Source organism: Vibrio sp. 661, from assembly GCF_033339315.1.
GTDB classification, from domain to species: Bacteria; Pseudomonadota; Gammaproteobacteria; order Enterobacterales; family Vibrionaceae; genus Vibrio; species Vibrio alginolyticus.
In genome coordinates this window covers 1-1,587 of sequence record NZ_JAWOUJ010000053.1, presented here as the reverse complement: position 1 = coordinate 1,587, position 1,587 = coordinate 1, and the positions used below count along the sequence as shown (strand labels likewise).

1 rRNA gene is annotated in these 1,587 nt (G+C 53.2%); it reads left to right on the top strand.

From position 1 onward, the window contains the following. Positions 1-34: 34 nt before the first annotated feature. Positions 35-1,587: ribosomal RNA gene (locus R7P69_RS24590) — 16S ribosomal RNA — on the top strand.

The window sequence follows — 1,587 nt, the reverse complement described above, 5'->3', positions numbered from 1 at the left end:
AATGTTCAGTATTCATTGAGCCGAACAAAATCTTAAATTGAAGAGTTTGATCATGGCTCAGATTGAACGCTGGCGGCAGGCCTAACACATGCAAGTCGAGCGGAAACGAGTTATCTGAACCTTCGGGGAACGATAACGGCGTCGAGCGGCGGACGGGTGAGTAATGCCTAGGAAATTGCCCTGATGTGGGGGATAACCATTGGAAACGATGGCTAATACCGCATGATGCCTACGGGCCAAAGAGGGGGACCTTCGGGCCTCTCGCGTCAGGATATGCCTAGGTGGGATTAGCTAGTTGGTGAGGTAAGGGCTCACCAAGGCGACGATCCCTAGCTGGTCTGAGAGGATGATCAGCCACACTGGAACTGAGACACGGTCCAGACTCCTACGGGAGGCAGCAGTGGGGAATATTGCACAATGGGCGCAAGCCTGATGCAGCCATGCCGCGTGTGTGAAGAAGGCCTTCGGGTTGTAAAGCACTTTCAGTCGTGAGGAAGGTAGTGTAGTTAATAGCTGCATTATTTGACGTTAGCGACAGAAGAAGCACCGGCTAACTCCGTGCCAGCAGCCGCGGTAATACGGAGGGTGCGAGCGTTAATCGGAATTACTGGGCGTAAAGCGCATGCAGGTGGTTTGTTAAGTCAGATGTGAAAGCCCGGGGCTCAACCTCGGAATAGCATTTGAAACTGGCAGACTAGAGTACTGTAGAGGGGGGTAGAATTTCAGGTGTAGCGGTGAAATGCGTAGAGATCTGAAGGAATACCGGTGGCGAAGGCGGCCCCCTGGACAGATACTGACACTCAGATGCGAAAGCGTGGGGAGCAAACAGGATTAGATACCCTGGTAGTCCACGCCGTAAACGATGTCTACTTGGAGGTTGTGGCCTTGAGCCGTGGCTTTCGGAGCTAACGCGTTAAGTAGACCGCCTGGGGAGTACGGTCGCAAGATTAAAACTCAAATGAATTGACGGGGGCCCGCACAAGCGGTGGAGCATGTGGTTTAATTCGATGCAACGCGAAGAACCTTACCTACTCTTGACATCCAGAGAACTTTCCAGAGATGGATTGGTGCCTTCGGGAACTCTGAGACAGGTGCTGCATGGCTGTCGTCAGCTCGTGTTGTGAAATGTTGGGTTAAGTCCCGCAACGAGCGCAACCCTTATCCTTGTTTGCCAGCGAGTAATGTCGGGAACTCCAGGGAGACTGCCGGTGATAAACCGGAGGAAGGTGGGGACGACGTCAAGTCATCATGGCCCTTACGAGTAGGGCTACACACGTGCTACAATGGCGCATACAGAGGGCGGCCAACTTGCGAAAGTGAGCGAATCCCAAAAAGTGCGTCGTAGTCCGGATTGGAGTCTGCAACTCGACTCCATGAAGTCGGAATCGCTAGTAATCGTGGATCAGAATGCCACGGTGAATACGTTCCCGGGCCTTGTACACACCGCCCGTCACACCATGGGAGTGGGCTGCAAAAGAAGTAGGTAGTTTAACCTTCGGGGGGACGCTTACCACTTTGTGGTTCATGACTGGGGTGAAGTCGTAACAAGGTAGCGCTAGGGGAACCTGGCGCTGGATCACCTCCTTA